The sequence below is a fragment of the Variovorax sp. OAS795 genome (assembly GCF_040546685.1).
Classification (GTDB): Bacteria; Pseudomonadota; Gammaproteobacteria; order Burkholderiales; family Burkholderiaceae_C; genus Variovorax.
In genome coordinates this window covers 3,578,987-3,604,628 of the sequence record NZ_JBEPOH010000001.1, presented here as the reverse complement: position 1 = coordinate 3,604,628, position 25,642 = coordinate 3,578,987, and the positions used below count along the sequence as shown (strand labels likewise).

General features: G+C 69.4%; 25 protein-coding genes and 1 riboswitch. Of the genes, 20 read left to right on the top strand and 5 right to left on the bottom strand.

Annotated elements, in window-relative coordinates; all coding sequences use genetic code 11:
• Positions 1 to 17: 17 nt before the first annotated feature.
• The 4 genes from ABID97_RS17445 to ABID97_RS17430 form a co-directional block, all read right to left on the bottom strand.
• Positions 18 to 443 carry a universal stress protein gene (locus tag ABID97_RS17445; protein ID WP_354399677.1) on the bottom strand — a complete coding sequence of 142 codons (426 nt, stop codon included), beginning with the start codon at positions 441 to 443 and terminating at the stop codon, positions 18 to 20.
• Between the two features lie 84 nt (positions 444 to 527).
• The gene (locus ABID97_RS17440; protein ID WP_354399676.1) at positions 528 to 1,391 is read right to left on the bottom strand and encodes a sulfite exporter TauE/SafE family protein; all 864 of its coding nucleotides are present in this window, start codon (positions 1,389 to 1,391) and stop codon (positions 528 to 530) included.
• A gap of 239 nt (positions 1,392 to 1,630) precedes the next feature.
• On the bottom strand, positions 1,631 to 1,987 hold the full coding sequence (locus ABID97_RS17435) for a cell division protein ZapA (protein WP_354399675.1): 357 nt from the start codon (positions 1,985 to 1,987) through the stop codon (positions 1,631 to 1,633).
• The gene (locus ABID97_RS17430) at positions 1,984 to 2,208 is read right to left on the bottom strand and encodes a DUF904 domain-containing protein (RefSeq protein WP_145746536.1); all 225 of its coding nucleotides are present in this window, start codon (positions 2,206 to 2,208) and stop codon (positions 1,984 to 1,986) included. Before ABID97_RS17430 ends, ABID97_RS17435 begins: the two co-directional genes overlap by 4 nt.
• Before the next feature lie 69 nt (positions 2,209 to 2,277).
• A riboswitch (cobalamin riboswitch) is annotated at positions 2,278 to 2,525 on the top strand.
• A 93-nt stretch (positions 2,526 to 2,618) separates the two neighbouring features.
• On the opposite strand from ABID97_RS17430, the gene ABID97_RS17425 reads away from it, so the two are divergent.
• The 12 genes from ABID97_RS17425 (at position 2,619) to ABID97_RS17370 (ending at position 13,438) form a co-directional block, all read left to right on the top strand.
• Positions 2,619 to 4,556, top strand: a complete 1,938-nt coding sequence (locus tag ABID97_RS17425) for a TonB-dependent receptor domain-containing protein (protein WP_354399674.1) — start codon at positions 2,619 to 2,621, stop codon at positions 4,554 to 4,556.
• Complete coding sequence (locus ABID97_RS17420; protein WP_354399673.1) at positions 4,541 to 5,977, top strand: cobyrinic acid a,c-diamide synthase CobB; 1,437 nt, start codon at positions 4,541 to 4,543, stop codon at positions 5,975 to 5,977. The genes ABID97_RS17425 and ABID97_RS17420 overlap by 16 nt, the downstream gene beginning before the upstream one ends.
• The gene (locus ABID97_RS17415) at positions 5,958 to 6,545 is read left to right on the top strand and encodes a bifunctional adenosylcobinamide kinase/adenosylcobinamide-phosphate guanylyltransferase (protein ID WP_354399672.1); all 588 of its coding nucleotides are present in this window, start codon (positions 5,958 to 5,960) and stop codon (positions 6,543 to 6,545) included. Before ABID97_RS17420 ends, ABID97_RS17415 begins: the two co-directional genes overlap by 20 nt.
• Complete coding sequence (locus ABID97_RS17410; protein ID WP_354399671.1) at positions 6,542 to 7,411, top strand: ABC transporter substrate-binding protein; 870 nt, start codon at positions 6,542 to 6,544, stop codon at positions 7,409 to 7,411. The genes ABID97_RS17415 and ABID97_RS17410 overlap by 4 nt, the downstream gene beginning before the upstream one ends.
• A 14-nt stretch (positions 7,412 to 7,425) precedes the next feature.
• The gene (locus tag ABID97_RS17405; protein WP_354401799.1) at positions 7,426 to 8,436 is read left to right on the top strand and encodes a FecCD family ABC transporter permease; all 1,011 of its coding nucleotides are present in this window, start codon (positions 7,426 to 7,428) and stop codon (positions 8,434 to 8,436) included.
• A complete protein-coding gene (locus ABID97_RS17400) occupies positions 8,433 to 9,215 on the top strand; it encodes an ABC transporter ATP-binding protein (protein WP_354399670.1) in 783 nt (260 codons plus the stop codon). Before ABID97_RS17405 ends, ABID97_RS17400 begins: the two co-directional genes overlap by 4 nt.
• A 31-nt stretch (positions 9,216 to 9,246) precedes the next feature.
• Entirely contained in the window at positions 9,247 to 9,816 is a 570-nt protein-coding gene (gene cobO, locus ABID97_RS17395; RefSeq protein WP_354399669.1) for a cob(I)yrinic acid a,c-diamide adenosyltransferase, read from the top strand.
• Positions 9,817 to 9,820: 4 nt separating this feature from the next.
• Positions 9,821 to 10,762 carry an adenosylcobinamide-phosphate synthase CbiB gene (cbiB, locus tag ABID97_RS17390; RefSeq protein ID WP_354399668.1) on the top strand — a complete coding sequence of 314 codons (942 nt, stop codon included), beginning with the start codon at positions 9,821 to 9,823 and terminating at the stop codon, positions 10,760 to 10,762.
• Positions 10,759 to 11,790 carry an aminotransferase class I/II-fold pyridoxal phosphate-dependent enzyme gene (locus ABID97_RS17385; protein WP_354399667.1) on the top strand — a complete coding sequence of 344 codons (1,032 nt, stop codon included), beginning with the start codon at positions 10,759 to 10,761 and terminating at the stop codon, positions 11,788 to 11,790. The genes cbiB and ABID97_RS17385 overlap by 4 nt, the downstream gene beginning before the upstream one ends.
• Positions 11,791 to 11,818: 28 nt before the next feature.
• Positions 11,819 to 12,172 carry a CidA/LrgA family protein gene (locus ABID97_RS17380; RefSeq protein WP_354399666.1) on the top strand — a complete coding sequence of 118 codons (354 nt, stop codon included), beginning with the start codon at positions 11,819 to 11,821 and terminating at the stop codon, positions 12,170 to 12,172.
• Positions 12,169 to 12,897 (top strand): LrgB family protein, encoded by a 729-nt coding sequence (locus tag ABID97_RS17375; RefSeq protein WP_354399665.1) that lies wholly within the window; start codon positions 12,169 to 12,171, stop codon positions 12,895 to 12,897. Before ABID97_RS17380 ends, ABID97_RS17375 begins: the two co-directional genes overlap by 4 nt.
• 64 nt (positions 12,898 to 12,961) lie before the next feature.
• Positions 12,962 to 13,438, top strand: a complete 477-nt coding sequence (locus tag ABID97_RS17370) for an OsmC family protein (RefSeq protein ID WP_354399664.1) — start codon at positions 12,962 to 12,964, stop codon at positions 13,436 to 13,438.
• Positions 13,439 to 13,460: 22 nt separating this feature from the next.
• Here ABID97_RS17370 and ABID97_RS17365 read toward each other — a convergent pair whose 3' ends face one another.
• Positions 13,461 to 14,375 carry a LysR family transcriptional regulator gene (locus ABID97_RS17365; RefSeq protein ID WP_354399663.1) on the bottom strand — a complete coding sequence of 305 codons (915 nt, stop codon included), beginning with the start codon at positions 14,373 to 14,375 and terminating at the stop codon, positions 13,461 to 13,463.
• A 184-nt stretch (positions 14,376 to 14,559) separates the two neighbouring features.
• On the opposite strand from ABID97_RS17365, the gene ABID97_RS17360 reads away from it, so the two are divergent.
• From ABID97_RS17360 to ABID97_RS17325, 8 genes are all read left to right on the top strand, one after another.
• Positions 14,560 to 15,441 (top strand): alpha/beta hydrolase, encoded by an 882-nt coding sequence (locus ABID97_RS17360; RefSeq protein ID WP_354399662.1) that lies wholly within the window; start codon positions 14,560 to 14,562, stop codon positions 15,439 to 15,441.
• A gap of 150 nt (positions 15,442 to 15,591) precedes the next feature.
• Positions 15,592 to 16,842, top strand: a complete 1,251-nt coding sequence (locus tag ABID97_RS17355) for an efflux RND transporter periplasmic adaptor subunit (RefSeq protein ID WP_354399661.1) — start codon at positions 15,592 to 15,594, stop codon at positions 16,840 to 16,842.
• Between the two features lie 40 nt (positions 16,843 to 16,882).
• On the top strand, positions 16,883 to 20,158 hold the full coding sequence (locus ABID97_RS17350) for an efflux RND transporter permease subunit (RefSeq protein WP_354399660.1): 3,276 nt from the start codon (positions 16,883 to 16,885) through the stop codon (positions 20,156 to 20,158).
• Between the two features lie 18 nt (positions 20,159 to 20,176).
• On the top strand, positions 20,177 to 21,670 hold the full coding sequence (locus tag ABID97_RS17345) for an efflux transporter outer membrane subunit (protein ID WP_354399659.1): 1,494 nt from the start codon (positions 20,177 to 20,179) through the stop codon (positions 21,668 to 21,670).
• 79 nt (positions 21,671 to 21,749) lie between these two features.
• Positions 21,750 to 23,189 (top strand): cobyric acid synthase, encoded by a 1,440-nt coding sequence (locus ABID97_RS17340; RefSeq protein ID WP_354399658.1) that lies wholly within the window; start codon positions 21,750 to 21,752, stop codon positions 23,187 to 23,189.
• A complete protein-coding gene (gene cobT / locus ABID97_RS17335; protein ID WP_354399657.1) occupies positions 23,186 to 24,235 on the top strand; it encodes a nicotinate-nucleotide--dimethylbenzimidazole phosphoribosyltransferase in 1,050 nt (349 codons plus the stop codon). Before ABID97_RS17340 ends, cobT begins: the two co-directional genes overlap by 4 nt.
• A gap of 5 nt (positions 24,236 to 24,240) precedes the next feature.
• On the top strand, positions 24,241 to 25,035 hold the full coding sequence (locus ABID97_RS17330) for an adenosylcobinamide-GDP ribazoletransferase (RefSeq protein WP_354399656.1): 795 nt from the start codon (positions 24,241 to 24,243) through the stop codon (positions 25,033 to 25,035).
• Entirely contained in the window at positions 25,032 to 25,583 is a 552-nt protein-coding gene (locus ABID97_RS17325; protein ID WP_354399655.1) for a histidine phosphatase family protein, read from the top strand. The genes ABID97_RS17330 and ABID97_RS17325 overlap by 4 nt, the downstream gene beginning before the upstream one ends.
• The last annotated feature ends 59 nt before the right edge of the window (positions 25,584 to 25,642 follow it).

Below are 25,642 nucleotides of genomic sequence, written 5' to 3'. Positions count from 1 at the left end.
GCGGCCTGGTGCTCGCCTTACTGCACCAGCATCACGGTGGTGTCGGTCTCCGAGATTACCTTGGTGGCCACCGAGCCCATCAGCGCGCGGCCGAAGATGCCGTGGCCGTGGGTGCCGAGCACGATGAGTTCGGCGTGCGACGCGGCGGCCGACTTGAGGATTTCTTCCGCCGCGTGCCCGTGGCGCTTGTCGATCGCGTAGTTGCTCACGCCGTTCTCGGCGAACTGCGCCTTGACGGGTTCGATCACCTTGGCGTTTTCTTCGGCGTAGTAGTCGGCGATCACCTCTTTGCTGAGGTGGCGCGCGACATGGCCCGAGATGCCGGTGCAGACGTGCACGATGACCAGGTCATGGCCATCCACGAACATGGCGCGGTTGGCGAGCAGGTAGCGCAGGGCCTTCTGGGTGTAGGCGCTGCCGTCGACGGCGATGAGGATTTTCATGCGACCGTTATACGGCCGGGGCCACGGCGTCGCAACGGGAGTCACCCCGGCGCCAAGGGGCTTTGGCGCAGTCGGGCAGCAGGCCTAGCCTTGCAGGCCCTTCCAGAGCATGTAGGCCGCCAGCAGGTAGAGGATGCTCGCGAACACGCGCTTGAGCTTCTTCACCGGCAGGTTGTGCGCGGCCTTTGCGCCCAATGGCGCTGTGAGCACGCTGCACACCGCGATCACCACGAGCGCGGGCAGCCAGATGTAGCCGAAGGATCCGTCCGGAAGGCCTTGCACCGATTGCCCGCTGATCACATAGCCCAGCACGTTGGCCACTGCGATAGGAAAGCCGAGCGCGGCGCTGGTGGCCACCGCGTTGTGGATGGAGATGTTGCACCAGGTCATGAACGGCACGCTCACGAAGCCGCCGCCCGCGCCGACCAGGCCCGAGATGAAGCCGATGGCCCCGCCCGCCGACAGCTGCCCCGCGGTGCCTGGCATCTGGCGCGTGGGCTTGGGCTTGCGGTCGAGGAACATCTGCGTGGCCGAGAAGCCCACGAACAGCGCGAAGACGATGGCCAGCACCGTGCCCTTGAGCAGCGAGAACACGCCCAGGCTGCCCAGCAGGCTGCCGATGACGATGCCGGGCGCGAGGCGGCGCACGATGTCCCAGCGCACCGCGCCGCGCTTGTGGTGCGCGCGCACGCTGGACACCGAGGTGAAGATGATCGTGGCCATCGAAGTGGCAATGGCCATCTTCACCGCCAGATCGGATGCCACGCCGCGGTGGCCCATGATGATCGTGATGAACGGCACCATGAGCATTCCGCCGCCGATGCCCAGCAGCCCCGCCAGAAAACCGGTGCCCAGGCCGAGCGCGGCCAATTCGGCGATCAGGAGGGGGTCGAGCAGGGAATTCACGCAGCGGGCCTTGAAAAAAAGCAACGGCCCCGTGCAGCGCATGCAGGGGCCGTCTCAACGAAAAAAGGTGTCTGCAAGTGGGCGCCGAACCCGCATCCTGAACCAGGGTTCAGGTGGGCGAGGGCAGCAAGACTTCGGGTTCATCTAACGCGAGATGATCACGCCCGTCAAGCGATGTACCAAGCCCGGCTCCGGAGAGCATTGGAACAAGGAAATATTAAGCCCGACGCGCACCGCAGACAGTTCGGATTTTACGCCTCTGGCGGCCCGAACGCCGACGCTCAGAGTAAATGGTCGTCGCCCGCAAGGGCTTGATCGAGTTTATGGATGAGTTGCGCGGCCTTGGCATCGGCTTCGCCGGCATCGGCATCGGCAGCGGGCGCTGCGGCGGCAGGTGCCGACGCGGGGGTGCTTGCCGCAGCGGCCGCCGCGGCGGTCTGCTGCGCGGCCAGGTCGAACGCGAGGTTCAGCGAGGCCAGCACCGCGATGCGATCGCGCGCCTTGACCTTGCCCGCATCGCGGATCTTGCACATGGCCGCATCGACGCGATCGACGGCTTCGCGCAACTGCGCCTCGCCGCCATCGGGACAGCCGAGCAGGTAGCTCTGGCCCATGATCTGAACTTCGATCTGCTTCATGCGGGGGAGTCTTGGGAGGGTGGTTCGGCCGGCAGCCGCTCGAGCAGTGCGTCCAGGCGCGTGCGGGCCGCGGCAAGCCGCGACTTGAGTGCGTCGCGCTCGCGCGTGAGCGCTTCGACCTGCTCCTGCAGCAGCGCATTGGTGCGCTGCACCTCTTCATGACGCACGAGCAGGCGGTCCACACGCTCGGCGATCTGGTCGATGGGGCTGGAGGCGGGCATGGTTGGCGATTGTAGTTTCCCGCCGGACAGCGCACGGCGCAACTTTTGGCTTACTGCGCGGCGAAAGCCCTAGAATCCCGCCCGTTGGTGCCTGCGTCGTGGTTCACACGCCGCGGTTCAACGGGAAGCAGGAGTGAACGCCCGCCGGAAACGGAACCGGGCCGAAGCCGCCTGCGCTGCCCCCGCAACGGTCAAGCAGTCGACGCCTCGAGCGTCAGCCTCATCCATCCAGCCACTGGGTGCCCTGAAACAGGCACCTGGGAAGGCGGTGAGGCCGCACTGCCAGCCCGGATACCGGCCAACGAGGCGGCTGCCGCATGCGCGATCGATGTCGATGCACGCGGCAGCCATTGCGCCCAAACGCTGGCGGGGAGGCCGGCGACGGGCATAGACGTTCGTTCGCTTCACTCATGACTTCCTGTGGTTTCCTTTCCTCCGGCCGTGTTCCCGCGCGCCGCCGCTTCGCCTGCCTGCCGCTCGCGCTGGCCTCCGCTTTCGGCGGCACGGCCCTGTTTCAACTTCCCTTGACGGCGCATGCGCAGCAAGCCGCAGCCGCTCCGGCGCTCGGCGAAACCGTGGTCACGGCCAACCGCACGCCCCAGCCGCTGTCCGATCTCGTGGCGGACGTGTCGGTGGTCGACCGGCAGACCATCGAGCGCAGCGGCGCGGTCGGCGTGGCCGATGTGCTGGCGCGCCTGCCCGGCGTCGAGATCACGCGCAACGGCGGCGTAGGCAACACCACCAGCCTCTTCATCCGCGGCGCGGAGACGCGCTTCACGGCCGTGTACGTCGACGGCGTGCGCGTCGACTCGCAATCGACCGGCGGCGCCGGATGGGAAAGCATTCCACTCTCGCAGATCGACCGCATCGAAGTGCTGCGCGGCCCGGCTGCGGCGGTGTATGGCTCCGATGCCGTCGGCGGCGTGATCCAGCTCTTCACCCGACGCGGCGAAGAAGGCGTGTTTCCCTATGCAGGCGTCGGCTTCGGCAGCCATGGCCTGCGCAAGGCCGAGGCGGGCGTGAGCGGGAAGTCCGGTGCGCTGGACTATTCGCTGGGTGTCGCGCATGAGGAGAGCAGGGGCTTCAACGTGCAGCCCCTGGACAAGCGCACGCCGTCGAGGGACGGCTACACCAGCCCCGACCGCGACGGCTACCGCAGCAACTCCGGCAACCTGCGCCTGGGCTACCAGCTCACGCCCGACCAGCGGCTCGAGGCCACGCTGCTCTACAGCGACATGGAAGCAGGCTACGACGCCCAGGTCAGTTCCAGGACCCGGCCGCCGATCCAGTTCAGGAACGACATCGGCAACAACACGCTGCGCACGGCCGGTCTTTCGTGGTCGGCCAAGTGGAACGACGTCTACAGCACGCGCGTGCAGCTCACCGATTCGCAAGCGGTCTACAAGACGCAGCCTTCGTTCTACCGCACCGAGACGAACCTTCGCGGCTACGTGTTCCAGAACGAATTCCGCTTCGGCGCGCACCTGGTGACGGCGACGCTCGAGCGCCGCGAGGACGCGCTGGAAAACGCACCGACCCTCTTCAGCGGCCTGCTGGCAGGCAAGCGCTCGCAGGATGCGGTCTCGCTCGGCTACGGTTTCGTGCAGGGCGCGCATTCGCTCCAGCTGCACGTGCGCCGCGACGACGACAGCGAGTTCGGCGGCAAGACCACCGGCAGCGCGGCCTACGGCTTCTCGATCACGCCCAGGCTGCGCGCCACCGTGTCGGCCGGCACGTCGTTCCGCGCGCCCACGCTGTACCAGCGCTTCAGCGAATACGGCACGCCCAGCCTCAGGCCCGAGTCGGGACGCAACGTCGAGCTGGGCCTTCAGTACACCGACGGCGGCACGCATGCGGGCATAGTGGTCTACCAGAACCGCGTCAACAACCTGATCGTGTTCGACACCAACTGCCGCTCCGGCGCGGGCTGCTATGCCAGCACCGCGCGCGCCCGCTACCAGGGCGTGACGCTGTCGGGCGGCCATCGCATCGGCGACGTGACCCTGCGCGCATCGGCCGACTTCCAGGACCCGCGCGACCTGGCCACCGACAACCTGCTGGCGCGCCGCGCACGCCGCCACGGTACGCTGGGTGCCGACTGGCGCGTGGCCGGCTGGACGCTGGGCGCAGAGATCCAGTCGTCGAGCAAGCGCTTCGACGACGCCGCCAACACCCGCACCCTGGCGGGCTACACGGTGCTCAACCTCGTGGCCAGCACGCAGATCACGCGCGACCTCGGCCTGGTGGCGCGCGTGGACAATGTGGGCGACAAGGACTACACGCTGGCGCGCGGCTACGCCACCGGCGGCCGCAACGCATACCTCGGCCTGAAGTGGACACCGCAGTAAGCCAACCCGGCCCATCCGGCGCAAACGGCGAACCCTTCGCTGCAGCGCATGCCTGCGCCGCCGTGCTGGTGGCGGCGCCGGCCTCGGGGCAGGGCAAGACCACCGTGGCGGCCGCGCTGGCGCGGCTGCACGCGCGCCAGGGACGGCGTGTGCGGGTCTTCAAGTGCGGGCCCGATTTTCTCGACCCGCACTGGCTCGCGCTTGCGAGCGGCGCACCGGTGCATTCGCTCGACCTCTGGATGACCGGCGAGGCCGATTGCCGGCGGCGGCTGCATACTGCGGCCGGCGAAGCCGACCTGCTGATCGTCGAAGGCGTGATGGGCCTGTTCGACGGCAGCCCCAGCGCGGCGGACCTGGCCGAGCGCTTCGGCCTGCCCGTGCTGGCCGTGATCGATGCGCAGGCCATGGCCGGCACCTTCGGTGCGCTGGCCTATGGGTTGCAGAATTTCCGCCCCGCGCTGCCATGGGCCGGCGTGCTGGCCAACCGCGTGGCCGGCGAGCGGCATGCCGGCATGCTCGAAGCGGCCTTGCGCGAACCGGCGCAATGGCTCGGCGCCTTGCCGCGTGGCGGCGATTTTTCGTTGCCCGAGCGGCACCTGGGCCTCGTCGCCGCGCATGAGCTCGTCGACGCGATGGCACGGCTCGATGCCGCCGCCGACGCACTTGCGGCAACGCCCCTGGGCCAACGCGCGATCGGCGCGTTGCCGCAGGTGCGCTTCGAGGCGCCCCGGGCCGAGCCGGAGGCACGTTGCCCGCGCTTGCTCGAAGGCCGCACCATCGCGGTCGCGTGCGACGCGGCCTTCGCCTTCATCTATCCCGCCAACCTCGACGTGCTCGCGGCGCTGGGTGCGCGGGCGGTCTTTTTCTCGCCGCTCGCAGGCGACGCGCTGCCCGCATGCGATGCGGTCTGGCTGCCCGGCGGCTATCCCGAGCTGCATGCGAAGGCGCTGTCGGCCTGTGCCGCGCTGCGCGAAGCGCTCGCCGCCCATGCAGGCGCCGGCAAGCCGGTATGGGCCGAATGCGGCGGCATGATGGCGCTGTTCGACCAGCTGCAGACGGCGGACGGCGCAGCGTATGCGCTCTGGGGCCTGCTGCCGGGCCGCGTGACCATGCACAAGCGGCTGGCCGCACTGGGGCCGCAGCAACTGCGTCTGGGCGGCCATGTGCTGCGGGGCCACACCTTTCACTATTCGAACTCCGAAACGTCGCTGACGCCGGCCACTTTCACGGCCCGGCCGGACGTGGAGCCGGCCGCGGGCGCACGCGCCGGCGAGGCCTTCTACCTGCACGGTGCGGTGCGCGCGAGCTACTTTCATGCGTGGTTCGCTTCGAGCCCCGAAGCGACCGCCATGCTCTTCGGCGCCGCACCCATCGCGTTCGAACGCAACACCCCGAAGGACGATGCGCATGCCCATGCCTGAGCACGAACTGATTCTTGGCGGCCAGAAGAGCGGCAAGTCGCGGCGCGCAGAACAGCGTGCCACCGATTGGCTGGGCGAGGCGCCCGCGACGCGGCGCGCCGTGCTCGTCGCCACCGGCCAGGCCCATGACGAAGAGATGCGCGAGCGCATCGCGCGCCACCAGGCCGACCGCGCGCAGCGCGTGCCCGCGATGCGCACCGTCGAAGAGCCCATCGAACTCGCGCGCGAGATCGTCAACCGCAGCGCGGCCGACACGCTGGTGGTGGTCGACTGCCTCACGCTCTGGCTCACCAACCTGCTGATGCCGCCGCAATCGGAATCCGCGCGGCCTGCCACGCACACGCCTTCGGCGCACATCGCCATGCTGATCGTCGCACTGCGCGAAGCGCGCGGCCCGGTGGTGCTGGTCGGCAACGAGATCGGCCTGGGCGTGATTCCGCTCGGCGGCGAAACCCGCGCCTTCGTCGATGCACTGGGCCGCCTCAACCAGGACGTGGCCGGCGCCTGTGGCCGGGTCACGCTGATGGTGGCGGGATTGCCGCTGACCCTGAAGGCACCCACTGCATGACAAGACACTGGATCCGCTCTTTTTCGCTTGCGATCGGCCTCGGCGTTTTCGCGCTGGCCGCGCACGCCCTGGACGTGGTCGACGAGCGCGGCGTCACGGTGAGCCTGCCGCAGCCGCCGCAGCGCATCGTCACGCTGCTGCCGTCGTTGACCGAAGGCGTCTGCGCACTGGGGGCGTGCGGCCGGCTGGTGGGCATCGACAACTATTCCAACTCGCCGAACGCGGTGCTTGCGTTGCCGCGGCTGGGCGGCGGCATCGACCCCAATGTCGAAGCCATCGTCGCACTGCGTCCCGATGCGGTGCTGCTTGCCAAGTCGTCCCGCGTGACCCAGCGTCTCGAGGCGCTGGGCCTCAAGGTGGTGGTGCTCGAACCGAAGAGCCATGCCGACGTGCGGCGCGTGCTCGACAAGCTCGACCAGGTGCTCGGCACGCATGAAGCCGCGAACATCTGGCGCACGATCGATGCCAGCGTGTCGGCCGCGGCCCAGTCGCTGCCCGCCGGCGCGAAGGGCCAGCGCGTCTACTTCGAGGTCAACAGCGCCCCCTATGCGGCGGGCGAATCGTCGTTCATCGGCGAGACGCTCGCGCGGCTGGGCATGAAGAACATCGTGCCCGCGTCGCTCGGGCCTTTTCCCAAGCTCAATCCCGAATACGTCGTGCGGGCCAATCCCGATCTCATCATGGTCAGCGTGCGCAGCGCGGCGGGCATGGAACAGCGACCCGGCTGGAGCGGCATCCGTGCGGTGCGCGAAGGGCGCATCTGCCGCTTCGATGCCGCCCAAGCCGACGTGCTCGTGCGCCCCGGCCCGCGCATGGACGAGGCGGCCAGGATCATGGCCCGGTGCATCGCGGAGAAGGCCGGTTGAGCCGCGCGGACCTCATGCCCACGCACCATCGGCGCCGCGCCTGGCTCGTCGGCCTTGCCCTGCTGGGCCTGGGCGGCGCGCTGGCCCTGTTCGGCCTGGGCATCGGCAGCACCGGCTTCCAGAGCCTGGTGGCGGCACGGCACGATGCGGTGGCGCTGCAGATCGTCTGGGAGATCCGCCTGCCGCGCACGCTCGGGGCCTGGCTCGCGGGTGCGTTGCTCGGCCTCGCAGGGGCCGTGGCCCAGGGCCTGTTCCGCAATCCGCTGGCCGATCCCTATCTGCTCGGCAGTGCCTCGGGCGCCTCGCTGGGCGTGGCGGTGGCGCTCATGCTGTTCGGCGGTTCGGCCGCCAGCATGCAATGGGCGATGCGCCTGGGGCTCACCGGCGCGGCCTTCGTGGGCGCGGTGTGCGCGGTGATGCTCACGCTGGTGCTCGCGCGCGGCGTGCAGCAGACGCTGCGCCTGCTGCTCGCGGGCGTGATCGTCGGCGTGGTGCTCGGCGCCGCCAAGGACCTGATCACCATCGCCTCGGCCGACATCCTGCAGGCGCTGCAGGGCTTCATCCTGGGCAGTACCGGCCTGGTCGGCTGGAGCGCGTGCGCGGTAATGGCCGCGGTGGGCGCGGCCTGCCTGCTGCTGGCCTGGGCGCTCGCGCCGGTGCTCGACGGCCTCGCGCTCGGCGAGGCGACGGCGCGCAGCCTGGGCCTGCCGCTCGGCGCCATGCGCGCCGCGCTGGTGGCGGTGCTCGCGCTGGCGACCGGCGCAGCCGTGGCGCAGACGGGACTGATCGCCTTCGTGGGCCTGGCCGCGCCGCACCTGGTGCGTTCCGTGGTCAAGGCCACGCATGCGGGACTGATCGTGCTGTCGGCCGCGATGGGCGGCCTGCTGCTCATGGCCGCCGACCTGCTGGCGCGCTGGCTCATCGCGCCGCAGGAGCTGCCGGTGGGTGTGCTCACGGCCGTGCTCGGCGGCAGCTACCTGCTGTGGCTCATGCACCGGCGCAGCGTGCGGGGCGGCGTGGCATGACCGCACCCATTCCCGCACTCGAAGCGCGCGGCGTGAGCGCCACGCTCGGCAGCGCCGAGGTGCTGCACGGCATCGACCTGAAACTCGCGGCCGCGCGCTGGACCAGCATCGTCGGGCCGAACGGCGCTGGCAAGTCGACCTTGCTCAAGGCCCTGGCGGGATTGCTCGCGCACCGCGGCGATGTCTTTCTCTTCGGCGAAGCATCGGCCAAGGTGCCGGGCCGCGTTCGCGCACAGCGCCTCTCGTGGCTGGGCCAGAGCGGCGCGGCGGGCGAGGGCAGCGCCGACGACCTGATGGTCTACGACATCGCGATGCTCGGCCGATTGCCGCACCAGCGCTGGCTTGCGGCGCCGAGCAAAGCCGACCGCGATGCGGTGGAGCGCGCGCTGCGCAGCACGCAGGCCTGGGAGTGGCGCGAACGGCCGCTGGGCCAGCTCTCGGGCGGCGAGCGCCAGCGCGTGCTGCTGGCCCGCGCGCTGGCCGTGGAGGCCGAGCTGCTGCTGATGGACGAGCCGCTCGCCAACCTCGACCCCCCGCACCAGTCCGACTGGATGCAGACCACGCGCGCCCTGGTGGCCGAAGGCCGCACCGTGGTCAGCGTGCTGCACGAACTCCCCATGGCGTTGGCCGCCGACGAACTGGTGGTGATGAACCACGGCCGCGTCGTGCACCACGGCGCCAGCAGCGACCCGGCCACGCACGCCGCCCTCGAAGAAGTGTTCGACCGCCGCATCCGCGTGCACCGCGTGGCCGACCAGTGGATCGCACTGCCGAACTGACGAGCATCATCAACACACAAGGCCACCACACATGCACATCGAAACTCCCCCCGGCGAAAAACCCTACGACAAGGCCGAAGGCGAACGCCGCGGCATCGTCATCGTCAACACCGGCGACGGCAAGGGCAAGAGCACCGCGGCCTTCGGCCTCGCGCTGCGCGCACACGGCCGCGGCAAGACGGTGAAGATCTACCAGTTCATGAAAGTGCCGTCGGCACGCTTCGGCGAGCACCGCATGTTCGAGCAGATCGGCATTCCGATCGAAGGCCTGGGCGACGGCTTCAGCTGGAAGAGCCAGGACCTCGCGCACTCGGCCCAGCTGGCGCGCGACGGGTGGGAAAAAGCCAGGGCGGCGATCCTGTCCGGCGAATTCTTCCTCGTGGTGCTCGACGAGATCACCTATCCGCTGATCTACGGCTGGCTGCCGCTCGACGGCGTGCTCGAAACGCTGCGCACGCGGCCCAGGCACGTGCACGTGGCGCTCACCGGACGCCGCTGCCCGCCGGAGATCGTCGAACTGGCGGACACCGTGACAGAGATGGCCATGGTCAAGCACGCCTTCAAGGCTGGCATTCCGGCGCAGCGCGGCATCGAGGACTGAACGGGTGCCTGCCATCGCGGCGCTGTGGCTCGCCTTGGCCATCGACCACTGGCTGGGTGAACCCGCCGCGCGCTGGCATCCCATGGTATGGATGGGGCGGTACCTTGGCTGGACCGGTTCCCGCTTCGCCCCGCATGCCGCCGATGCGAAGCCGCGCGACCTGCGGCTGTTCGTCGCGGGCGCGCTGGCCTGGATCGTCGGCGCGATGCTCACAGGTGCGCTGGCATTGGCGCTGCAGCGGGGCGCCACGCAATGGCTGCCCGGCTCGGTGGCCACCGTGGTGCTGGCCCTCGCATTGAAGCCGCTCTTCGCATGGCGCATGCTGCGCGGCGAAGTGCTGGCGGTCGAGACGGCCTTGGCGGTGTCGCTCGATGCGGGCCGCGCGCAGCTCGCGCGGCTGGTGAGCCGCGATGTCGCCGTGCTCGGCGAACGCGAGGTGCGCGAAAGCGCCATCGAATCGCTGGCCGAGAACCTCAACGATTCGCTCGTGGCGCCGCTGTTCTGGTTCGTGCTGCTGGGCCTGCCGGGCGCCGCGGTCTACCGCTTCGCCAACACCGCCGATGCCATGTGGGGCTACCGCGGCGAACGTGGTGGCCGCGACTGGACCTGGGTCGGCAAGTGGGCTGCACGCGCCGACGATGTACTCTCCTGGCTGCCCGCGCGGCTCACGGTGTTGCTGCTCGCGCTCGCGGCATGGCGGTGGCCTGCCGGCATCGCGCGCGAGGCGCGCCGCACGCCGTCGCCCAACAGCGGCTGGCCGATGTCGGCGATGGCGTTGTTGCTTGGCGTGCGGCTTGCCAAGCCCGGCGTCTACGCGCTGAATGCGAAAGGCCGCGCGGCCGAGGCACCCGACACGCAGCGCGCCGCGCAACTGTGCGGCAGGGCGGCCGTGGCGCTGGCTGTGTGTGCATCATTGGCCATCTTTGCGATCACCAGGCAGGCATGACAGAGGAACACGAACACGCAGGCATTGAATCCGCGGTGCACGGCGGCCCCGACGCGGCCGGCACGCCGTGGCACGATTTCTCGACCAACGGCAATGCCACGGGATCGTGCCCGGCGGTGCTGGCGGCGCTGCGCACGGCGAACGCGGCCCACTATCCCGACCCCGCGTATGCCACGCTGCGCAACGCCCTTGCAAAGTTTCATGGCGTCGCGCCCGAACGCGTCGTGGTCGCGGCCAGCGCCAGCGAATTCATCCACCGCATCACAGCCGCCTTCGCGCAGGGCGGCGGCCGCGAAGTGCGGTTGCCACCGCACGGCTACGGCGACTACGAGCGTGCGGCGCTGGCATGGGACTTGAAGGCAGAGCGGTCTCCCCAGCCGCACGGCGCTCTGGCGCTGCGCTGGTGCTGCGAACCTTCGAGCCCGCTCGGCCAGCCAGAGCCCGATCTGGTCACGCATGCGTCCGGCACGGGCGCCTGCGTGCTCGACATGGCCTACGAGCCGCTGCGCCTCGAGGGCGCCCCATCGCTCACCGCGGCCGCGCGTGATCGCGTGTGGCAGCTGTGGACGCCGAACAAGGCGATGGGCCTGACCGGCGTTCGCGCGGCCTATGCCATCGCGCCCGCCGATGCGGCAGCTTCACCGCTGATGCGGCGCCTCGCGGGGCTGGCCCCTTCATGGCCGATCGGCGCGCATGGCGTGGCATTGCTCGAAACCTGGATCGATGCCGAAGCCCAGGCCTGGCTCGCGCAAAGCCTGCACACCTTGCGCGCATGGAAGGCGCAGCAGCGCGCTCTCTGCGAATCGCTGAGTTGGCAGTGCCTGCCCGGCGATGCCAACTTCTTCTGTGCGCGCACCGACGTGCCGTACCGCCGGCTGGCTACCGCCCTGCGCGCCGAAGGCATCAAGCTGCGCGACTGCGCTTCCTTCGGGCTGCCGGGATGGGTGCGCCTGGGCGTGCTGCCGCCGCAAAGCCAGCAGGCATTGAAGGAAGCCTGGACACGCGCCCTGGCCAGCGACGAACATTGAAGCCCGACACCACCCGCAGGACATCCGCATGCTCTACGCCATCACCGCGCTCTTTCTTTGCCAGCTGGCCGGCGAGCTGCTCGTGCAGTGGCTCGGCCTGCCGGTTCCCGGTCCGCTGATCGGCATGCTGCTGCTCTTCGTCGCGCTGCTCGCGCGTGGCCGCGTGCCGGAAGCGTTGGGCGAAACGGCGGGCCATCTGCTGCGCAACCTCATGCTGCTGTTCATTCCCGCGGTAACCGGCGTCATGCTGCATTTCGAGCGGGTGGGGCGCGAATGGCTGCCATTCCTCGCGGCCGGCATCGTGGGCGCGGCCTTCACCATGACCGTGACCGCGCTCACCTTCCGCTGGATGATCCGCTTCACGGGCAAGGACGCCGAATGACCGCGCCCGCGAAGCTGTCGGAGATCTGGGTCTTTCTCGCGCAGTCGCCGTTGCTGTGGCTGTCGCTCACACTGATCGCATACCTGGGCGCGCTGTGGCTGCACCAGCGCAGCGGCAGCAGGCCGCTGGTCAATCCGGTGCTGGTGTCGGTGGTCGCCATCGTGGGCGTCCTGCTCATCACGCGCACGCCCTACGACACGTACTTCGAAGGCGCCAAGTTCGTGCACTTCCTGATCGGGCCGGCCACGGTGGCACTGGCGGTGCCGCTCTATGGGCAGCTCGGCCGGCTGCGGCGCCTGTGGCTGCCGATCGGCGTGGCGCTGCTGGTGGGCTCGGTGGCGGCCATCGTGTCGGCCATCGGCATCGCCTGGGTGCTGGGCGGATCGCACGAGCTGATGATGTCGCTCGCGCCCAAGTCGGCCACCATGCCGATCGCGATGGGCGTGGCCGAGAAGATCGGCGGGCTGCCCTCGCTTGCCGCGGTGGCGGCCGCCGTCGCGGGCATCTCGGGTGCCATCGTGGCGACCGGGCTCCTGAACCTGCTGCGCATCGAGGAGCCCGCTGTTCGCGGCTTCGCGGTGGGCATGGCGGCGCACGGCATCGGCACGGCGCGTGCCATCCAGGTGAACGAAACGGCCGGCGCATTCTCGGCGCTGGCCCTGGGGCTCAATGGCATCGCGACGGCGCTGCTGGTGCCGTTGCTGGTCAGGCTGCTGGGTGCCTGAGGACGGGCAGATGGGCTCCTGACGCAGAATAATGCGCATCTCACGATGCTGGAGGAGCAAACGCATGGCCCGGTACACCGCAGAAATCCTCTGGCAGCGAGGCGATCAGGACTTCCTCGCCAACGCCTACAGCAGGCGGCATACGATGCGTTTCGACGGCGGTGCGGAGGTGCCCGGCTCGTCGTCGCCGCACGTGGTGCCGCTGCCGTTCTCCGATGCCGCGGCGGTCGATCCCGAAGAGGCTTTCGTCGCCTCGCTGTCGAGCTGCCACATGCTGTGGTTTCTCACCATGGCGGTGAAGCGCAAGTTCATCGTCGACCGCTACTTCGACGCGGCGAGCGGCACCATGGACAAGAACGCCGAAGGCAAGCTCGCGATGACGGTGGTCACGCTCCGGCCCGAGGTCACATTTTCAGGCGATACCCTGCCCACGCGCGAGCAGATCGAACACATGCACCACCGCGCGCACGAGGAGTGCTTCATTGCCAACTCGGTCAAGACCGAGGTGCGCTGCGAGCCGGTATTCGCCACCGCCGGCTGAAGCGGCCGGCCAGCGAACGAACTCAGCGCCGCTGCAGCCTGGGGCTCTTGGCAAACAGTTCCGCGGCCCAGTCGACGAACGCCCGCACCTTGGCGCTCAGGTGGCGGTTGGGCGGGTAGACCACGTGGATCGGCAGCGGGTCGCGGTGCCACTCCGGCAGCACCTCGATCAGCTCGCCGCTTTCCAGCAGCGGCTCGGCCATGAAGGTGATGCACTGCGAAATCCCGAAGCCGCCGATCACGGCCGCCATGTGGGCGTTGCTCTCGTTCACGGACACACGGTAGGGGCCGTTGAGCTCGATGGTCTCGTCCCCCTTCTTGAACTCGTGCGGGTAGATGCGCCGCGTGCTGCCCGAAAAGTAGCTCACCACGTGGTGGCGCTTCTCGATGTCGTTCGGATGCTGCGGCATGCCGTAGCGCTTGACGTAGGCCGGCGAGGCCACGGTCACGAAGTGCAGGGTGCCGATGCGCCGGGCCACCAGCGACTGGTCGCTGAGTTCGCCGGCCCGGATCACGCAGTCCACGTTGTCGGTGATGAGGTCGACCGTGCGGTCGCTCACGCCCAGGTCGACCTGGATCTCGGGATAGCGGTCGCAGAAGGTGGCCAGCGCAGGCAGGATGATCAGCCGCGCCACCGAAGTCCCCACGTCGATGCGCAGCCGCCCCGTGGGGTTGGCCTGCGCGTTGGTCATGCTGGCCTCGATGTCGTCGAAGTCGTTCAGGAGGCGCGCCGCGCGCTCGTAGTAGGCCGCGCCGTCCGGCGTCACCGTCACGCGCCGCGTGGTGCGGTTGAGCAGCTTCACCCGCAGGCGCGACTCCAGCGCCTGGATCTGCTTGGTGACCGTTCCCTTGGGCAGGGCGAGCGAGTCCGCCGCCCGGGTGAACGTGCCTGCTTCCACCACGCGGACAAAGATCCGCATTGCCTGGATTTGATCCATTGATGACTGTTCCTGGGAGCCCGGCCATTGCCGGGAGGACGCGGATTCTCACACAAGGTGACAATCCCACAGCGTTTCCCGGATTGTTAGCCGTTTGGAAACAGAGTAGGGCCGGCTTGCCTGTTTAACGCCACACTGGCCGCCTTATATTTCAACCATCGCCAATCCTCCTGAGGTTGCCTCCATGTCACCCCGCCCGTCGTCCCGCTCTGCCGAAGCCGCCGCTCTCGCCGCGGCCGAAGGCGTGGAAGCCGATCTTTCGATCGAGCTGCCCGGCCGCGACCCCGTGGACGCCCGGGTGTACGGGCAGCGCCCCCGGGGCGAAACCGTGCCGCTGGTGCTGCACTTCCACGGCGGCACCTTCGTCTGCGGCAACCTGGACAACGGGCGCAACGTGGCGCGGCTTTTGGCCGGCGCGGGCGCGGTGGTGGTGTCGGTGGCCTATCCGCTGGCGCCCGAATCGCCTTTTCCCGAGCCCATCGAAGTGGGCTACGCCGCGCTCGAGTGGCTCTACAAGCAGCGCGTGAAGCTGGGCGGCAAGGGCGCCCGGGTGTACCTGGCCGGCGAGGAAGCCGGCGGCAACCTGGCGGCCGGCGTGGCGCTGATCGCCCGCGACCGGGCGCATCCCCCGCTGGCCGGGCAGATCCTGCTGTCGCCCATGCTCGACCCGTGCGCCGGCACCGCATCGCTGCGCAAGGCCACCAGCGACGAGGCCGAGTGCCGCTGGGCCAAGGGCTGGGAAAAGTACCTGAGCTGCCCCTCGAACGCAATGCACCCCTACGCGGTGCCGAGCGGATCGCTGCGTCTCTCGTCCCTGGCGCCGGCGCTGGTGCTGGTGGGCGCCGACGATGCGATGCGCGACGAGGCGATGACTTTTGCCGGCCGACTGCGGGCCGCGGGCATCGAGGTCACGAGCAGCGTGCTGCCCGGCGCCGCGAACTGGCCCAAGGCGCTGTACGACCCCGAGCCCTCGGGCTGCAAGGCCTGCGAAGCCAGCGTGCAGCAGCATTTCCGCGAATTCTTCAGCGCCACCACGCCGCCCCCGGCAGCGCCCAAGCCCAGCTAGGCAGGCCTGTCGCGGCAGCCTGGCTGACGACGCGACGCCGCCCCTCGGCCCACCGGTAGCCCCGGTCATTTTCGAGTTCCGCCTCCTGGTGCCACAAGCACCGGGATGGCCTGTTGCATCCCAAGAAGTCATCGAGAAGGACGAATCACCATGTCGAACAACAATCAAAAACTTTCTTCCGCCGCGCGCAAGGGCCTGTGGCCCGCCGTGACCGGCCTGACCGCCGTGCTGGCGGTGGCCGCCGCGGTGCTCGGCATGCACAGCTTCAAGGCCGAGGCCACGGCTCCCGCCGCGGCGCAGCAGGGCACGCCGGTGTCGGTGGCCGCCGTGGCGTCGAGCGAGATCAATGCCTGGGACGAGTTCTCCGGCCGGCTCGAGGCGGTGCAACGGGTGGATGTGCGCTCCCGCGTGGCCGGCGCCGTGCAGGCGGTTCACTTTCGCGAAGGCGCGCTGGTGAAGCAGGGCGACCTGCTGATCACCATCGACCCCGCACCCTACGCGGCCGAAGTGGAGCGCGCCGAAGCGCAAGTGGCATCGGCCCAGGCCCGCCAGGCTTTCAGCCGCAGCGAGCAGGAACGGGCCAAGCGCCTGTGGGACCAGCAAGCCATCGCCCAGCGCGAATACGACGAGCGCGTGAATGCCAGCCGCGAGGCCGACGCCAACCTGCGCGCTTCGCAGGCCTCGCTGCAATCGGCGCGCCTGAACCTCGGCTACACGCAGGTGCGTGCGCCGGTTTCGGGCCGCATCGGCAAGCTCGAAGTCACCGTCGGCAACCTGGTGGCCGCGGGCCCCGGCGCGCCGGTGCTGACCACGCTGGTGTCGGTGAGCCCGATCTACGCGAGCTTCGATGCCGACGAGCAGGTGATCACGCGGGCCCTGAAAGACCTGCCGAGCGGCGCCAGCGCACGCGGCCAGATCGAGAGCATTCCCGTGCAGATGGGCACCTCGGGCTTCGACGGCACGCCCTTCATCGGCAAGCTGCAGCTGATCGACAACCAGGTCGACGCGCGCAGCGGCACGGTGCGCGTGCGTGCCTCCTTCGACAACAAGGACGGTGCGCTCATTCCCGGGCAGTTCGCCCGCATCCGCATGGGCCAGGCACGCAATGACACCGCGCTCCTGGTGAGTGAACGCGCCATCGGCACCGACCAGAACAAGAAGTTCGTGATGGTGGTGGGCGAGGACAACAAGGCGATGTACCGCGAAGTGACGCTCGGCGCATCCATCAACGGGCTGCGCGTCGTGAGCAAGGGCCTGAAGGCCGGCGATCGCGTCGTGGTGAATGGCTTGCAGCACATCCGTCCGGGCGCCCTGGTGGTGCCGCAGACCGTGACGATGGACGCCAAGGCCGATACCAAGCAACAACAACCGGAACGCGTCGCGGAAGCCGCGAAGTCCTGAACTCGGAGGGGAGCGCGTTTGCGCTCGCCGGAGAAACAACATGAATCTCTCTAAATTCTTCATCGACCGGCCGATCTTTGCCGGCGTGCTGTCGGTCCTGATACTGATCGCCGGCCTGATCGCGCTGCGCGGCCTGCCGATCTCGGAATACCCGGAAGTCGCTCCGCCCTCCGTGGTGGTGCGCGCCCAGTACCCGGGTGCCAACCCGAAGGTGATTGCCGAAACCGTGGCCACGCCGCTCGAAGAGCAGATCAACGGCGTCGAAGGCATGCTCTACATGGGCAGCCAGGCCACCACCGACGGCGTGATGACGCTCACCGTCACCTTCCGCCTCGGCACCGATCCCGACAAGGCACAGCAGCTGGTGCAGAACCGCGTCTCGCAAGCCGAGCCGCGCCTGCCCGAAGAAGTGCGCCGCCTCGGCATCACGACCGTCAAGAGCGCGCCCGACCTGACGATGGTGGTCCACCTCGTCTCGCCGAACGACCGCTACGACATCAACTACCTGCGCAACTACGCGGTGCTGAACGTGAAGGACCCGCTCGCGCGCATCGAAGGCGTGGGCCAGGTGCAGATCTTCGGCGGCGGCGACTACTCGATGCGCGTCTGGCTCGACCCGCAGAAGGTCGCGCAGCGCGGCCTCTCGGCCAGCGACGTGGTGGCCGCCATCCGCGGCCAGAACGTGCAGGCCGCGGCCGGCGTGGTCGGCGCTTCGCCGGGCCTGTCGGGCGTGGACATGCAGCTGTCGATCAATGCGCAAGGGCGCCTGCAGAGCGAGGAAGAGTTCGGCGACATCATCGTCAAGAGCGGCACCGACGGCGCCGTGACCCGCCTGCGCGACATCGGCCGCCTCGAGATGGGCGCCGCCGACTACTCGCTGCGCTCGCTCCTGAACAACGACCCGGCCGTCGGCATGGGCGTGTTCCAGGCACCGGGCTCCAATGCGCTCGACATCTCGTCCAACGTTCGCAAGACGATGGCCGAGCTCAACAAGAACATGCCGGAAGGGCTGGAATACCGCATCGCCTACGACCCGACGCAGTTCGTGCGCGCATCGATCGAGTCGGTGATCCACACGCTGCTCGAAGCCATCCTGCTGGTGGTACTGGTCGTGATCCTGTTCCTGCAGACCTGGCGCGCGTCGATCATTCCGCTCCTGGCCGTGCCGGTGTCGGTGATCGGTACCTTCGCGGTGCTGCACGTCCTCGGTTTCTCGATCAACGCGCTGAGCCTGTTCGGACTGGTGCTGGCGATCGGCATCGTGGTGGACGACGCCATCGTGGTGGTGGAGAACGTCGAGCGGAACATCGAGGCGGGCCTCACGCCGCGTGAAGCGACGTACCGCGCGATGCGCGAGGTGTCGGGCCCCATCATCGCGATCGCGCTGGTGCTGGTGGCCGTGTTCGTTCCGCTGGCTTTCATCAGCGGCCTCACGGGCCAGTTCTACCGCCAGTTCGCGGTGACCATCGCGATCTCGACGGTGATCTCGGCCATCAACTCGCTCACGCTGTCGCCCGCGCTCGCCGCCTTGCTGCTGCGCAGCCACGATGCACCCAAGGACGCGCTGACGCGCGGCATGGACAAGGTCTTCGGCTGGCTGTTCCGCGGCTTCAACAGGCTCTTCAGCCGGGGTTCGGAAGCCTACAGCGGCGGCGTCAAGAGCGTGATCTCGCGCAAGACGCTGATGCTGGTGATCTACCTCGCGCTGATCGGCGTGACCTTCGGCCTCTTCAAGGCGGTGCCGAGCGGCTTCGTGCCGGCGCAGGACAAGCAATACCTGATCGGTTTTGCCCAGCTGCCCGACGGCGCCACGCTCGACCGCACCGACGAAGTGATCCAGCGCATGGGCGAGATCATGAAGAAGAACCCGAACGTGGAAGACGCCATCGCCTTCCCGGGCCTGTCGATCAACGGCTTCACCAACAGCTCGAACTCGGGCATCGTGTTTGCCACGCTCAAGCCCTTCGACCAGCGCAAGCGCGCCGACCAGAGCGGCGGTGCGGTGGCCGGGCAGCTCAACGGCGCCTTCGCGAGCATCCAGGACGCGTTCATCGTGATGTTCCCGCCGCCGCCGGTGGCGGGCCTGGGCACCACGGGCGGCTTCAAGCTGCAGCTGGAAGACCGCGCCTCCGTGGGCTACGACCAGATGGACGCGGCGGTGAAGGCCTTCATGGCCAAGGCCTATGCCGCACCCGAACTCACGGGCATGTTCACGAGCTGGCAGGTCAACGTGCCGCAGCTGTATGCGGACATCGACCGCACCAAGGCGCGCCAGCTCGGCGTTCCGGTGACGGACATCTTCGACACCATGCAGATCTACCTGGGCAGCCTGTACGCGAACGACTTCAACAAGTTCGGCCGCACGTACAGCGTGCGCGTGCAGGCCGATGCGCCTTACCGCGCCCGCGCCGAAGACGTGGGCATGCTGAAGGTGCGCTCGACCTCGGGCGAGATGGTGCCGCTGTCGGCATTGATGAAGGTGAATTCGACCTTCGGGCCGGAACGCGCCATGCGCTACAACGGCTACCTTGCCGCCGACATCAACGGCGGCCCGGCGCCCGGCTATTCGTCGGGACAGGCGCAGGACGCGATCACCAAGATCGCGGCCGAGACGCTGCCCAAGGGCGTGACCTTCGAGTGGACCGAGCTGACCTACCAGGAGATCCTGGCCGGCAACTCCGCCTTCCTGGTGTTCCCGCTGGCGATCCTGCTGGTGTTCCTGGTGCTGGCCGCGCAGTACGAAAGCCTGACGCTGCCGATCGCCATCATCCTGATCGTGCCGATGGGCATCCTGGCGGCGATGACGGGCGTATGGATATCGGGGGGTGACAACAACGTCTTCACGCAGATCGGGTTGATCGTGCTGGTGGGGCTGAGTGCGAAGAACGCCATTTTGATCGTGGAGTTTGCGCGCGAGCTCGAGTTTGCCGGACGCACGCCCATACAGGCCGCGATCGAAGCCAGCCGGCTGCGCCTGCGCCCGATTCTCATGACCTCGCTGGCCTTCGTGATGGGCGTGCTGCCCCTCGTGCTGTCGACCGGCGCGGGTTCGGAAATGCGCAAGGCCATGGGCGTGGCAGTGTTCGCCGGAATGATCGGCGTGACGGCCTTCGGCCTGTTCCTGACGCCGGTGTTCTATGTGCTGATGCGCCGCCTCGCGGGCAACCGCCCGCTCAAGCTGCATGGCGACGTGCCGCACGGCGAAGACTTTGCCCATCCGGCCGCACCGGCACCGTCGTCCCACGGTGGTTCGGGCGGTGGCGGCCTGCACCCGCTGCCTGCTGCCCCGCGCCCTTCGCACGGCTCGCATGACTGATCGAGAAGAAAGCCCATCATGAATATTTCAGTACAACCTTGGGTCAAGCCGCTTCGCACTGCCTTGCTGCCGCTGGTGGCGGCCCTGGCTCTGGCCGGCTGCGCCAGCGTGCCCTCCGGCATGCCGGAGATCCCGACCACGGCCCAGTTCAAGGAGCAGGGCGCCGCCCCGCCCGCGGGCTGGACCCGTGCCGTGCCTTCCGAAGCCCAGTCGCGTGGCGCATGGTGGCTGGCGTTCAACGACCCGGTGCTCAATGCGCTGGTCGAAAAAGCCGACGTCAGCAACAACAACATCCAGGCCGCCGCGGCCCGGCTCGCGGAAGCACGCGCCCTGGCGCGCAGCGCGCAGGCCGACCGCCTGCCGCAGATCGGCCTGGGCGCGGGTGCCAACCGTGGTGCGGGCCTGGACAAGGCCACGGCCAGCACACGGCCGGGCACCATGACCAACATCGGCGCCACGTTCTCGTACGAGCTCGACCTGTTCGGCCGGCTCTCGGGCGCGAGCAATGCGGCCAAGCTCGATGCGGCCAGCCGCGAAGCGCTGCTGCAAAGCACGCGCCTCGCGGTGCAGGCCGAGGTGGCGCAGACCTACCTGCAGCTGCGCGCCCTCGATGCCGAGCGCGCGCTGGTGCGCGAGCAGGTCGAGGCCTACCGCGACACGCTGCGCCTGACGCAGCGCCGCCAGCAGGCCGGCGACATCGCCGAGCTCGACGTGGCGCGCGTGCAGACCGAGGTGTCGTCCACCGAATCGGACGCGCTCGCGCTCGACCGGCAGCGTGCCCAGGTGGAGCATGCGCTGGCGGTGCTGGTGGGCGACTCGGCCTCCAGCTTCGGCCTGCGGACCGACGAATGGGCCACCGCGCTGCCGTCCGTTCCGCCCGGCGTCCCGGCCACGGTGCTGACGCGCCGCCCGGACGTGTCGTCAGCGCAGAACGCCGTGCTCGCGGCGCAGGCCCGCGTGGGCGTGGCACAGGCGGCGTGGTTCCCGGACATCTCGCTGACCGGCGCGGCGGGCTATGCATCGCCAGAGATCGGCGACCTGTTCAAGTGGTCGGCCCGCTCGTGGGGCGTGGGGGCGCTGCTCTCGCTGCCGATCTTCGACGGCGGCCGCCGCGAAGCCGGCGTGCAGGGTGCCAATGCCCAGCTCGATGGCGCGCTTGCCAACTACCGCAACCAGGTGCTGGTCGCGTTCCAGGAGGTCGAAGACCAGCTCTCCGCCATCCGGATCCTGCAGGAACAGTCGGCCGTGCAGGCCCAGGCCGTCACCTCGGCCCAGCGCGCGACCAGCCTGTCGGACACGCGCTACCGCAACGGCTACATCAGCCAGCTCGACCTGCTAGACGCCCGCCGCAGCGAGCTGCGCAACCGGCGCCAGGCGCTGCAGGTGAAGTCGGCGCAGTACCAGGCGGCCGTGGGGCTGATCCGCGCCATCGGCGGCGGCTGGGAGGTTCCGTCCGCAACGGCGCGGGGGCAGCCCGGCGGAACTGCCGCGCTGCAGACCGCGGCGCGCTGAAACACCAAGGGGCGCAAGCCCCTTTTTCTTTGCCGCTTCGGCTTCGGAGACGGCATGCGGCGGCAACGACAATAGCCGCATGACAACCCGATGCGTGATGGTTCTGGGCACGACCAGTGGTGCCGGCAAGAGCTGGCTGGTGACCGCGCTGTGCCGCTGGTATGCGCGGCAGGGCCTCAAGGTCGCGCCTTTCAAGGCGCAGAACATGAGCAACAACGCCCGCGTGGTCGATGGCGGGGAGATCGGCAGCGCGCAATACTTCCAGGCGCTGGCGGCGCGGGCCGTGCCCGACGTGCGCATGAACCCGCTGCTGCTCAAGCCCGAGCGCGACACCCACAGCCAGGTGGTGCTGATGGGGCAGGTGAGCGAAGAGCTCACGGCCATGCCCTGGCGCGGGCGCAGCGAGCGCGTCTGGCCGCAGATCGCGGAGGCCTTCGATGCCCTGCGCGCCGAAAACGACGTGGTGGTGATCGAGGGTGCGGGCTCGCCGGCCGAGATCAACCTGATGGCGAGCGACATCGTCAACCTGCGTGTCGCCCGCCATGCCGACGCGCGCTGCCTGCTGGTGACCGACATCGACCGCGGCGGTGCCTTTGCGCATCTCTACGGCACCTGGGCATTGATGCCCGAGAGCGACCGCGCGCTGCTGCGCGGCTTCGTGCTCAACAAGTTCCGCGGCGACGCCTCGCTGCTGGCCCCGGCGCCGCAGCAGCTGCAGGCGCTGACCGGCATCGCCACCGTTGCGACGCTGCCAATGTGGTGGCAGCACGGCCTGCCCGAAGAGGATGGCGTGTTCGACGACCGAAGCCACGCGAGCGGACCTGTCACGCGCACGGTGGCCGTCGTGGTGTACCCGCGCATCAGCAACCTCGACGAGTTCCAGCCGCTCAAGAACGTGCCGGGTGTCCGGCTGGTCTGGGCGCGCTCGCCGGCGGACGTGGCCGGGGCCGGCTGGATCGTGCTGCCTGGCTCCAAGCACACCAGCGGCGATCTCGCCTGGCTGCGCGCGCAGGGCCTGGACCGCGCCATCGCCGCGCACGCGGCCGGGGGTGGCGCCGTGCTGGGCGTCTGCGGCGGGTTGCAGATGCTGGGCGAGGCGCTGGTCGATCCGCACGGCATCGACGGCAACGCGCCCGGCCTGGGCCTGCTGCCGTTGGTGACGGTGTTCGAGCGCGAGAAGACCGTGCGCCACCGCTCGGCCGTTTTCGGCGCGTTGAACGGGCCATGGGCTGCGCTGTCGAACGTGCCGGTGGCCGGCTACGAGATTCACCACGGCCAGACCGCGGTCCACCCGCAGATGGCGCAAGACGGCCAGGCGGTGATGCCCGAGGGGCTGGCCTGGCAGAACGCACGCGGCAATGTGCTGGGCCTGTACCTGCACGGCCTGTTCGAGGACGAGGCCGCGCTGCACGCGCTCTTCGGCGCCGCGGCCCCTACGCTCGACGCCACCTTCGACGGCCTCGCCGATTTCATCGACACCCACTTCGAGCCCGGCGTACTGCAGGGCCTGATCGCATGACCGACCACGACGACACCATTCCTTCCATCGCCGACATCCGCGACGACGCGCTTGCGGCGCGCCTGCAAAGCGCGATCGACAACAAGACCAAGCCGCTCGGCGCGCTGGGCCGGCTCGAGAGCCTGGCCTTGCGGATCGGGGTGGTGCTGGGCAGCGAAACGCCCGTGCTCGAAGCGCCGCAGATGCTGGTGTGCGCGGGCGACCACGGGCTGGCGGCGCGCGGTGTCTCGGCATTTCCGAGCGACGTGACCTGGCAGATGGTCGAGAACTTCCTGGCCGGCGGCGCGGCCGTCAGCGTGCTGGCGCGCCAGCATGGGCTCGCACTCACGGTGGTCGACTGCGGCGTGCGGCGCGATTTCCAGGCGCGCCCCGGCCTGGTGTCGCGCCGGATCGCCGCCGGCACCGCCGACGCATCGGCCGGCCCGGCCATGACGGCCGCGCAGTGCGCCGAGGCCATCGCCAACGGCCGCGAGGTGGTGCGCGCGCTGCCCGGCAATGCGGTGCTGCTCGGCGAGATGGGCATCGGCAACAGTTCGGCAGCGGCCATGCTGCTCGCGCGGCTGGCGGGGCTCGACATCGATGCCTGCACCGGCGCCGGCACCGGCTTGGACGCCGAGGGATTGGCGCGCAAGCGCACCGTGCTGCGCGACGTGCTGGCGCTGCATGCATCGGCGGTGTCGCCGCTCGATGCACTGGCCGCATTCGGCGGTTTCGAAATCGCCACGCTGGTCGGCGCGGTGCTGCAGGCGGCACAGGAGCGCCGGGTGATCGTGGTCGATGGCTTCATTGCCAGCGCCGCGGTGCTGGTGGCGCAGGCGCTGCAGCCGCATGTGGCGCAGCGCTGCGTGGCGGCGCACAGTTCGGCGGAACCCGGACATGCACTGCTGCTGAAGCACCTCGGGCTCGAGCCGCTGCTGAACCTCGACCTGCGCCTTGGCGAAGGATCGGGTGGCGCGCTGGCCTGGCCGCTGCTCGAATCGGCCTGCCGCATCCTGCGCGAGATGGCCAGCTTCGAAGCGGCCGGCGTGTCGCGCAAGGACAGCTGAAGCGCATGAACGGCGTTCGCCACTACCTGCTGGCCCTGCAGTTCTTCACGCGCATGCCGGTGACCGGCCGGCTCGCCGAATGGGTCGGATTCAGTCCGCAGATGTTGCGCGCGAGCGCGGCGCATTTTCCCGGTGTCGGCTGGCTGGTGGGTGGCGTTGGCGCGGCGGTCTTCGTGCTCGCGTTGCATGGCCTGCCCGGCACGGCCGGGGCGCTGGCCGCGGCGCTGCTGAGCATGGCCGCGACGGTACTGCTCACGGGCGCCTTTCATGAAGACGGGTTGGCCGACGTGGCCGACGGCTTGGGCGGCGCGTCGGACCGGAACCGCGCGCTGGAGATCATGAAGGACTCGCGCATCGGTGCCTTCGGCGCCATCGCGCTGGTGCTGGCGCTCGGACTCAAGACCGTGCTGCTCGCGTCGATGGCGGGGCAGGGCGCGGCGGCGCTGGCGTGCGGAATCGCCGGTGCGCATGTGCTTTCGCGCCTGGCGCCGCTGTTCCTGATCCGCTGGCTGCCCTACGTGGGCGACAGCGGCGCCAGCAAGGCCAAGCCGCTGGCCGATGCGATCGGCAGCGGTGCCTTGCTGGTGGGCGTGCTCTGGTCGCTTCCCGCTGTCGCGCTGGTGCTGCTGACGCAGGGCCCCGCACGGACGATCGCCGTCGTGCTGGCTTGCGCGCTGGCGGCACTGGCCATGGCGCGCATGTTCCGGCGCCGGCTGCAGGGCTTCACCGGCGACGGGCTCGGCGCGACGCAGCAGGTCTGCGAGCTCGCGATCTACCTGGCACTCGCGTGGCAGGCATGAAGCTGTGGCTGGTGCGCCACGCGCAGACCGATGCGGCGCCGGGTCTTTGCTACGGCGCGACCGATGTGTGCGCGCCGGCCGAGGCCACGCTCGCGGTGGCAGAGGCGGTGGTGCCCCGGCTGCCGGCGGGCGTTGCGCTGGCGCATTCGCCCTTGCGGCGCTGCGCCGAACTGGCACAGGCGATTGGCATGCTGCGCCCGGACCTTGCCCTGCGCGCCGAGCCACGCCTGGCTGAGATGGACTTCGGCGCCTGGGAAGGACGGCCCTGGTCGGCGATCGCACGCGCGGAGTTCGATGCCTGGACCGGCAATTTCGCCGAAGGCATCCCCGGCGGGCATGGCGAAAGCACGGCGCGCTTCATGCAACGCACAGGCGCCGCTTTCGACGAGTGGCGCGCGGCGGGGCAGGACGCGGTGTGGGTCACGCATGCGGGCGTGATGCGCGCGGTGCAACTGCTGCGCCGCGGTGTGCGGCGCGTCGACGACGTCGCGCAGTGGCCATCCGAGCCCATTGACTACGGGGCGTGCCAGCTGATCGAATACGGCTGACGCAATGGCAGCGCGGCACGCGCGCCGTCTCGCCGCACTCGAAGGAAAGGGGCAACAGC

Coding starts and splice junctions, on each gene's coding strand:
- ABID97_RS17380 (WP_354399666.1), top strand. CDS start 11,819: ATGCTCTACGCCATCACCGCGCTCTTTCTTTGCCAGCTGGCCGGCGAG.
- ABID97_RS17425 (WP_354399674.1), top strand. CDS start 2,619: ATGACTTCCTGTGGTTTCCTTTCCTCCGGCCGTGTTCCCGCGCGCCGC.
- cobO (WP_354399669.1), top strand. CDS start 9,247: ATGCACATCGAAACTCCCCCCGGCGAAAAACCCTACGACAAGGCCGAA.
- ABID97_RS17385 (WP_354399667.1), top strand. CDS start 10,759: ATGACAGAGGAACACGAACACGCAGGCATTGAATCCGCGGTGCACGGC.
- ABID97_RS17365 (WP_354399663.1), bottom strand. CDS start 14,375: ATGGATCAAATCCAGGCAATGCGGATCTTTGTCCGCGTGGTGGAAGCA.
- ABID97_RS17440 (WP_354399676.1), bottom strand. CDS start 1,391: ATGCGCTGCACGGGGCCGTTGCTTTTTTTCAAGGCCCGCTGCGTGAAT.
- ABID97_RS17345 (WP_354399659.1), top strand. CDS start 20,177: ATGAATATTTCAGTACAACCTTGGGTCAAGCCGCTTCGCACTGCCTTG.
- ABID97_RS17350 (WP_354399660.1), top strand. CDS start 16,883: ATGAATCTCTCTAAATTCTTCATCGACCGGCCGATCTTTGCCGGCGTG.
- ABID97_RS17360 (WP_354399662.1), top strand. CDS start 14,560: ATGTCACCCCGCCCGTCGTCCCGCTCTGCCGAAGCCGCCGCTCTCGCC.
- ABID97_RS17415 (WP_354399672.1), top strand. CDS start 5,958: ATGCGCATGCCCATGCCTGAGCACGAACTGATTCTTGGCGGCCAGAAG.
- ABID97_RS17435 (WP_354399675.1), bottom strand. CDS start 1,987: ATGAAGCAGATCGAAGTTCAGATCATGGGCCAGAGCTACCTGCTCGGC.
- ABID97_RS17430 (WP_145746536.1), bottom strand. CDS start 2,208: ATGCCCGCCTCCAGCCCCATCGACCAGATCGCCGAGCGTGTGGACCGC.
- ABID97_RS17400 (WP_354399670.1), top strand. CDS start 8,433: ATGACCGCACCCATTCCCGCACTCGAAGCGCGCGGCGTGAGCGCCACG.
- ABID97_RS17405 (WP_354401799.1), top strand. CDS start 7,426: ATGCCCACGCACCATCGGCGCCGCGCCTGGCTCGTCGGCCTTGCCCTG.
- ABID97_RS17375 (WP_354399665.1), top strand. CDS start 12,169: ATGACCGCGCCCGCGAAGCTGTCGGAGATCTGGGTCTTTCTCGCGCAG.
- ABID97_RS17325 (WP_354399655.1), top strand. CDS start 25,032: ATGAAGCTGTGGCTGGTGCGCCACGCGCAGACCGATGCGGCGCCGGGT.
- ABID97_RS17445 (WP_354399677.1), bottom strand. CDS start 443: ATGAAAATCCTCATCGCCGTCGACGGCAGCGCCTACACCCAGAAGGCC.
- ABID97_RS17410 (WP_354399671.1), top strand. CDS start 6,542: ATGACAAGACACTGGATCCGCTCTTTTTCGCTTGCGATCGGCCTCGGC.
- ABID97_RS17355 (WP_354399661.1), top strand. CDS start 15,592: ATGTCGAACAACAATCAAAAACTTTCTTCCGCCGCGCGCAAGGGCCTG.
- ABID97_RS17370 (WP_354399664.1), top strand. CDS start 12,962: ATGGCCCGGTACACCGCAGAAATCCTCTGGCAGCGAGGCGATCAGGAC.
- cobT (WP_354399657.1), top strand. CDS start 23,186: ATGACCGACCACGACGACACCATTCCTTCCATCGCCGACATCCGCGAC.
- ABID97_RS17330 (WP_354399656.1), top strand. CDS start 24,241: ATGAACGGCGTTCGCCACTACCTGCTGGCCCTGCAGTTCTTCACGCGC.
- ABID97_RS17340 (WP_354399658.1), top strand. CDS start 21,750: ATGACAACCCGATGCGTGATGGTTCTGGGCACGACCAGTGGTGCCGGC.